The sequence below is a fragment of the Saliniramus sp. genome, from assembly GCF_035311605.1.
Lineage (GTDB): Bacteria > Pseudomonadota > Alphaproteobacteria > Rhizobiales > Beijerinckiaceae > Saliniramus.
Genome location: NZ_DATGCW010000197.1, coordinates 1 through 6,015 on the forward strand (window position 1 = coordinate 1; position 6,015 = coordinate 6,015).

Consider the following 6,015-nt stretch of genomic DNA (forward strand, 5'->3'; position numbering starts at 1 on the left):
GGGCCGGGCAGGGCCTGTGCTGCACCGTATCCGGCGAGGAAGGTATCGGCGTCAATCCAGCCGGTACGGACGGTTTCCGCCTCGAGCAGCGGCAGCACGACATGGCCGCCGCCGAAGACGAGCGCGCCGGCGCGGTAGAAGGCATCGAACAGCGCGATCCCCTGCGGAGCGCCCCCAGCGCTCACGAGCGGCAGGCCGATCGGCAGGATCGCGAAAGCGGCGAGGCAGGCACAACCCGTGGCGCGCGACACGGCGAAGGGGAGGGCGCTGCCGGTCTCGCTGCGTGCCTCGCGGCACAAGGCGAGCCCGAGGGTGGCGCCGGCGGCGATGGCGAGCACCTGCATATAGGCACCCGCCGGGATGAGTGCGATCAGAACCGCGCCGAGCGCGATACCGGCGCGGGTGCGATCTGGGCAGAGCTGGCGCGCCATGCCCCAGACCGCATGCGCGATGATAGCGACCGCGACGATCTTCAACCCGTCGATAATCCCGCTGCCGACAGGCCCCGCAAAGGCGAAGGCGCCATAGGCGAAGGCGATCATGATCAGCGCCGAGGGCAGGGTAAAAGCGAGAAAGGCCGCCGCCGCGCCCGCCGGGCCAGCACGCATCAGCCCGAGCGCGAAACCGACCTGGCTCGATGCCGGGCCGGGCAGGAACTGGCTGAGTGCCACGAGATCGGCATAGCCCTTCTCGTCGAGCCACTTGCGGCGTGTGACGAATTCATCGCGGAAATAACCCAGATGCGCGATCGGCCCCCCGAACGCTGTAAGCCCCAGCTTTCCGAAGGCGGCGAAGACTTCGCCGACGTTTCCCGATCCGCTCCCTCTGGTACCGGTCACCTGCGCCGAGGCGGTCGCCGCTTTCTCGTCCTTCATCGCATATCCCTTGTGCCGCCTTCGGGTCCAAGTGGCGGTTTACGACCCGACCATGACAGGAGTGCAACTTCAGCGATTGATTTTCCATGCCGAATTCCGCTATCTCCCATGAGCGGTCACAACCGCGATTCCCCGCCTGAGGCGCAGGGCCCGTAGCTCAATGGTTAGAGCCGGCCGCTCATAACGGTCTGGTTGCTGGTTCGAGTCCAGCCGGGCCCACCATCCCCAGGCCAGCCAGCGGACCTTATTCGGCGTTGGGGAAGAACAGCTGTTCCCCTGCCACGGTGTAACCTGCGATCGCCTCCTGCCCGGCCTGCGAGACCACCCAGTCGATGAAGGCCTGTCCCTGTTCGGCCTTGACGTGCGGATGGCGCTCGGGATTGACGAGAATGATTCCGTAGGGGTTGAACAGCACCGGATCGCCCTCGAAGGCGATTTCGAGCGGGCCGCGATTGGCGAATGAGAGCCAGGTGGCGCGATCGGTCAGGGCATAGGCGGGCACCTGGGCGGCGGTGTTCAGGGTCGCGCCCATGCCGGAGCCGGTCGAGAGATACCATTGACCCTCCGGTGCGACGCCGGCGGCCTCCCACAGATTCATCTCCGCCACATGCGTGCCGCTGTCGTCCCCGCGCGAGGCGAAGGGCGCCTCGGCCTCGGCGATTGCGGCCATGGCCGAGGCCGCATCATCCGCGCCGGCCAGCCCGGCGGGATCCTCGCCCGGACCGACGATGACGAAGTCGTTATACATCACGTCGAAGCGCTCCACGCCATAGCCCTCGGCGACGAAGGCGTCCTCGAGCGCACGGGCATGGACGAAGACGACATCCGCGTCGCCCCGTCGTCCGGTCTCGAGCGCCTGCCCGGTGCCTTGTGCGACGACACGGACCTCGATCCCGGTCTCTTCCTGGAAAAGCGGCAGGATATGATCGAACAGGCCGGAATTCTCGGTCGAGGTGGTCGAGGCCACGGTGATGAAGTCCTGGGCCTGTGCGGGGGTGGCAAGCGGCAGCGCCACCAGCATGGCAATGCCGGATGCAAGGCCCGTCACGGAGCCAAGAAGCAGATTGCGTCGGTTGGTCGTCATTGTTTCCTCCAGATTGGTCTTACCAGATCAGGTCGCCCGCCAGGAAGGCGTGCGCTTCCGGGGCGTCAGGCCCCTCGAAGAACATGTCGGCCGGGCCATGCTCGATCAGCCGCCCCCGATGCAGGAAGGCGACGTCATCTGCGAGGCGCCGGGCCTGGCCGAGATTGTGGGTGCTCATCACGATGGTGATGCCCTCCGCACCGAATGTCTCGATCATCTCCTCGATGGTGCGCGTCGCGGAGGGATCGAGCGCCGAGGTCGGCTCGTCGAGAAAGAGGATCTGCGGGCGCATGGTCCAGGCCCGGGCGAGGGCGAGGCGCTGTTGTTCGCCCCCGGAGAGCAGACGGGCAGGGCGATCCGCGAGCGCTGAGAGCCCGAACCGCTCCAGCGTCTCCCCGGCCATTTCCCGGCAGGCGGCGCGACCCATACCGCGCAGCCGCAAGGGATAGGCGAGATTGGCCGCGACCGAACGCCGGAGCAGGACGGGACGCTGAAATACCATCGCCTGTGCCTGCGGGCGCGCCTCACCGTTCGCCCAGATCCGCCGTCCGGATGTCGGCTCGATCAGACCATGGCAGAGCCGCAGCAACAGGCTCTTGCCGGCGCCGTTCGCCCCCATCACGATCAGACGCCGCCCGGCGGGAATGGCGAGCGAAATCTCCTCCAGCAGCGTCGCCCCGGCCACGGCGAAGCCTGCATCTTCGAGCCGCAGCGGCAGGATCGTGGGGTACAGGTCGCTCGCGCGCTTCATCCGAGCCTCCCCTTCGCCCATTGCCCGGCGCCCCAGGCGAGCGCGTTCAGACTGAGCGTCAGGGTGAGCAGAATGATGCCGAGCGCCACAGCGAGGCCGAGTTCGCCGCGCGACGTCTCCAATGTGATCGCAGTCGTCATGGTGCGGGTATGGCCGGCAATGTTGCCGCCCACGATCAGGACGGCTCCGACTTCCGCGCTCGCCCGCCCGAAGCCCGCGAGCACGCCGGTGAGGAGGCTGACGCGGCCATCCCAGAGCAGCGTCGGCACCGCCCGCAGACGGCTGGCGCCCAGCGAGCGCAGCTGCTCGCGATACTCCCCCCAGAGATCCTCGACGACGGAGCGCGTCAGCGAGATCACGATCGGCAGGATCAGGACCGTCTGGGCGATGATCATCGCGGCAGGCGTGAACAGAAGCGCGAGCGACCCGAGCGGCCCCGAGCGCGAGAGCAGGAGATAGACGACGAGGCCCGCGACCACGGGCGGCAGGCCCATCAGCGCATTGAACAGGATGATCGCCAGCGAGCGCCCCGGAAACCGGGCGAGCGCGAGACCGGCGCCGAGCGGCAATCCAATCAGGCAGGCGATCAGCACGGCGGTGAGCGTCACGCGCAGAGATAGCCCGATGATCTGCATCAGGGCCGGATCGCCGGAGGTGATCAGCGCAAAGGCTGTCGTGAAGGGGCCGCTCAATCGGGAAGTCCTGCATTCGGTCTTGAAATCAGAGCAAAAAACAAATTAGATAGCAACAATGTAATTGATGCAGGATATTGCGTGATAATGCAGCTGGTATCAACTGACGAGAAGCCCGGATCGAAATCCGTGATTCCGTCATCGCTGATGACGACGACGGAGGTGGCTGATTATCTGCGCGTCAAGGAACGCACGATCTACGAGATGGTCTCGCGCCAGACCATCCCCTTCACGCGCGCCACCGGCAAGCTCCTCTTCCCCAAGCGGCTCGTCGATGCCTGGCTCGAAGCGCAGACGGAGCTGCCGCAAACCGGAATCGCCCCGCCTCCACCGATTTATGCGGGTTCGAACGATCCGCTGCTCGAATGGGCCCTACGGCAATCGGGATCGGGGCTCGCGGTACGCGTCGCCGGCTCGACACAGGGGCTGGAGGAACTCGCAGGCGGGCGCGCTCTTCTGGCGGGTTGCCATCTCGTCGATCCTTCTTCCGACACCTGGAACATTCCGGCTGTCAGAAGCCACCTGCCTGGCGGGTCCCATGTGGTCATCCATTGGGCGAAGCGGGTGCAGGGCCTGATCACGGCGCCGGGAAATCCACTCGGGATCACGGGGCTGGAAGACGCCGTCCGGCGCGGATGCCGTTTTTCCCTGCGTGGGCAGGGGGCGGGATCGCAATTGTTGCTGGAGATGCTGCTGGCACGGTGCGGGGTGAGCCGCGATGCGCTGGTCGTCGCGCAGAACCCTGTCGAGACCCATGCCGATCTCGCTGCGATGATCGCCACCGGCGACGCGGATTGCGGACTAGGCCTGCAGGCTGCGGCAGGCGCGCTCCATTTCCTGCCGTTGCTGAATGACGAATGTTTTGATCTGGTCATGGCGCGGCGCGACTATTTCGAGCCGCCGGTCCAGGCGCTCATGGCATTCGCCGCAACAACGGAATTCGCCCGACGGGCTGACTATCTGGGCGGCTACGACATCGCACAATGCGGGGCGGTGCGCTGGAACGGGTAGTCTGACGGAAATGATCGCCGGGTTTCCGGGAAGGGCTGAAGCGATTCGTTCCGACCATGCCTGCGGTAGTCTCGTCCACGTGCCGAAGATTCAAGTGGCGGGTGTGTTGAAGCGGATTCGCAGTGAGCCCAGCTTGACGGTTTCGCCGTTGACAAAGACCCTGACACGAATGCGGCCTTCGCCAGGTATTTCCAGCGGCGACAGGATTGTATACTGCGTGAGTGTGAATTGTGGTTCGTCGCCTGTGCCATCGGGTTCAACCCGGTCGAGAGCCTTTTGATGTTCGCCTTCCGGAATATCCAGCGTGGCCTCGAACAGGGTTTTTTCGCCTGGCACGAAATCAATCCTGACATCGATCTTTCGCGGCGCAATTTCGGCAGGAAAAACAAGTTTCGTTTGAAGCCCGAGCTTCGCAAGCGTCGCAGGGGCCTGGCCATGGACGGTCATCTCACCGGTGTAACAGCCGACAAGCGTAATCTTCCCGCCGAGCTCCTGCCTGATATCGTCGCAGAATGTCACGAAGCCTTTGATCGTCATTCGGTATGGCCTTGCAGAAATGTCGTAGGCCCGTTGGAAGCAGTCGTGGTTTCTTTGGCGCCGATCACGCCGAGGTCGCCGAACGACACGGCATGCTGGGGACCGGATGCATAGTTACGCCGACCATCCCTTTCGGCCGTCTCCAGCTTGAAAGCGATATCGCCATAGCCCATCGCCCACGCCAGCTCTGCAACGGAGCGGAGCGTCAGATTCGCTTCGCCGGACAGTTGCCGGCTGATCATCGAAGCATTGACGCCAAGGCGCACTGCAATCTCGTTTTGCGTCAGGCCGCGTTCGTTTTTTTCGGTGAGGAAGGCATCGACGAGTTCACGCCGTACGCGGCTGATGAAGCGCGCTGCACATGCGCTCTGCTCATCGATTTCGAATTGAAATGACTGCATTTTCCTCAGTCTCCCATACACAACACGTGTCATCGGCACCGCATTTTAGGCGCCGCCGGGTTATCTCGTCACGGTATCCGGCATAGAGGCGATGTTCCTTTATGCTGTCGGCCCAGTCCCCGAATATGCCAGCGAATTGGTCCTTCGCGATGAACCAGCCGAAAATGCGCAAATCCGGTGTCTTGAGTTCCCGCACGGCCTCATCTGTCGGTCTCATGACGTGAAATTGTTCGCCGGTTCTCAGAGCTTCGCCAGTTATGAAGACGCGAAACAGTTCATATAACTGCTCATTTGGTGTCAGATCGGCTTCCCACTTTGTCGGTGGGTCATTCACCTGAATGTCAGCCAAAAAAGCCTGAAGCGCGCGAGAGGCATGAATGGTACGCCATGTTTCCTCCTTGTCGCCCAACCGGATGCTGATCGACCGGAGATCGGACTCCGATATCCCTGTCTCTGAAATTGCTATATATGTCAATTTCTCCGTCGATCAACGGAGTATAATTTGAATCAAAAATTGTTTCTGAGCAATGATACGCTTTCAGGATGGTGCTGGTGCCTCCACGGCGCGCCCCTTGTAACTCTCATCGCACCGACACTGGTATAGTGCCGGTGGCGGTGGCGAGCGTGAGGCCGACGCCCCTCAGGGACACCAAGCCCGTGGGTG

Annotated in this window: 8 protein-coding genes and 1 tRNA gene; 2 read left to right on the plus strand and 7 right to left on the minus strand. The window is 63.6% G+C overall.

Annotated elements, in window-relative coordinates:
• A partial coding sequence (gene chrA / locus VKP01_RS09085; RefSeq protein WP_324411831.1) for a chromate efflux transporter occupies window positions 1–875 on the minus strand: 875 nt, incomplete at its 3' end.
• A 146-nt stretch (window positions 876–1,021) separates the two neighbouring features.
• On the opposite strand from chrA, the gene VKP01_RS09090 reads away from it, so the two are divergent.
• Window positions 1,022–1,097: transfer RNA gene (locus tag VKP01_RS09090), tRNA-Ile, on the plus strand.
• 22 nt (window positions 1,098–1,119) lie between these two features.
• Here VKP01_RS09090 and VKP01_RS09095 read toward each other — a convergent pair.
• The 3 genes from VKP01_RS09095 to VKP01_RS09105 are packed head-to-tail and all read right to left on the minus strand — an operon-like array spanning window position 1,120 to window position 3,345.
• Complete coding sequence (locus VKP01_RS09095) at window positions 1,120–1,959, minus strand: substrate-binding domain-containing protein (RefSeq protein ID WP_414706556.1); 840 nt, start codon at window positions 1,957–1,959, stop codon at window positions 1,120–1,122.
• A gap of 19 nt (window positions 1,960–1,978) precedes the next feature.
• Complete coding sequence (locus tag VKP01_RS09100; RefSeq protein WP_324411832.1) at window positions 1,979–2,710, minus strand: phosphate ABC transporter ATP-binding protein; 732 nt, start codon at window positions 2,708–2,710, stop codon at window positions 1,979–1,981.
• Entirely contained in the window at window positions 2,707–3,345 is a 639-nt protein-coding gene (locus tag VKP01_RS09105) for an ABC transporter permease (RefSeq protein WP_324411838.1), read from the minus strand. Before VKP01_RS09105 ends, VKP01_RS09100 begins: the two co-directional genes overlap by 4 nt.
• Before the next feature lie 144 nt (window positions 3,346–3,489).
• On the opposite strand from VKP01_RS09105, the gene VKP01_RS09110 reads away from it, so the two are divergent.
• Window positions 3,490–4,413 carry a helix-turn-helix transcriptional regulator gene (locus VKP01_RS09110; protein WP_324411833.1) on the plus strand — a complete coding sequence of 308 codons (924 nt, stop codon included), beginning with the start codon at window positions 3,490–3,492 and terminating at the stop codon, window positions 4,411–4,413.
• A gap of 90 nt (window positions 4,414–4,503) precedes the next feature.
• Here VKP01_RS09110 and VKP01_RS09115 read toward each other — a convergent pair whose 3' ends face one another.
• The 3 genes from VKP01_RS09115 to VKP01_RS09125 are packed head-to-tail and all read right to left on the minus strand — an operon-like array spanning window position 4,504 to window position 5,760.
• Window positions 4,504–4,950 (minus strand): DUF6941 family protein, encoded by a 447-nt coding sequence (locus tag VKP01_RS09115; protein ID WP_324411834.1) that lies wholly within the window; start codon window positions 4,948–4,950, stop codon window positions 4,504–4,506.
• The gene (locus VKP01_RS09120; protein ID WP_324411835.1) at window positions 4,947–5,351 is read right to left on the minus strand and encodes a helix-turn-helix transcriptional regulator; all 405 of its coding nucleotides are present in this window, start codon (window positions 5,349–5,351) and stop codon (window positions 4,947–4,949) included. Before VKP01_RS09120 ends, VKP01_RS09115 begins: the two co-directional genes overlap by 4 nt.
• Window positions 5,323–5,760, minus strand: coding sequence for a hypothetical protein (locus VKP01_RS09125; RefSeq protein ID WP_324411836.1), 438 nt, complete (start codon window positions 5,758–5,760; stop codon window positions 5,323–5,325). Before VKP01_RS09125 ends, VKP01_RS09120 begins: the two co-directional genes overlap by 29 nt.
• Window positions 5,761–6,015 lie beyond the last annotated feature (255 nt).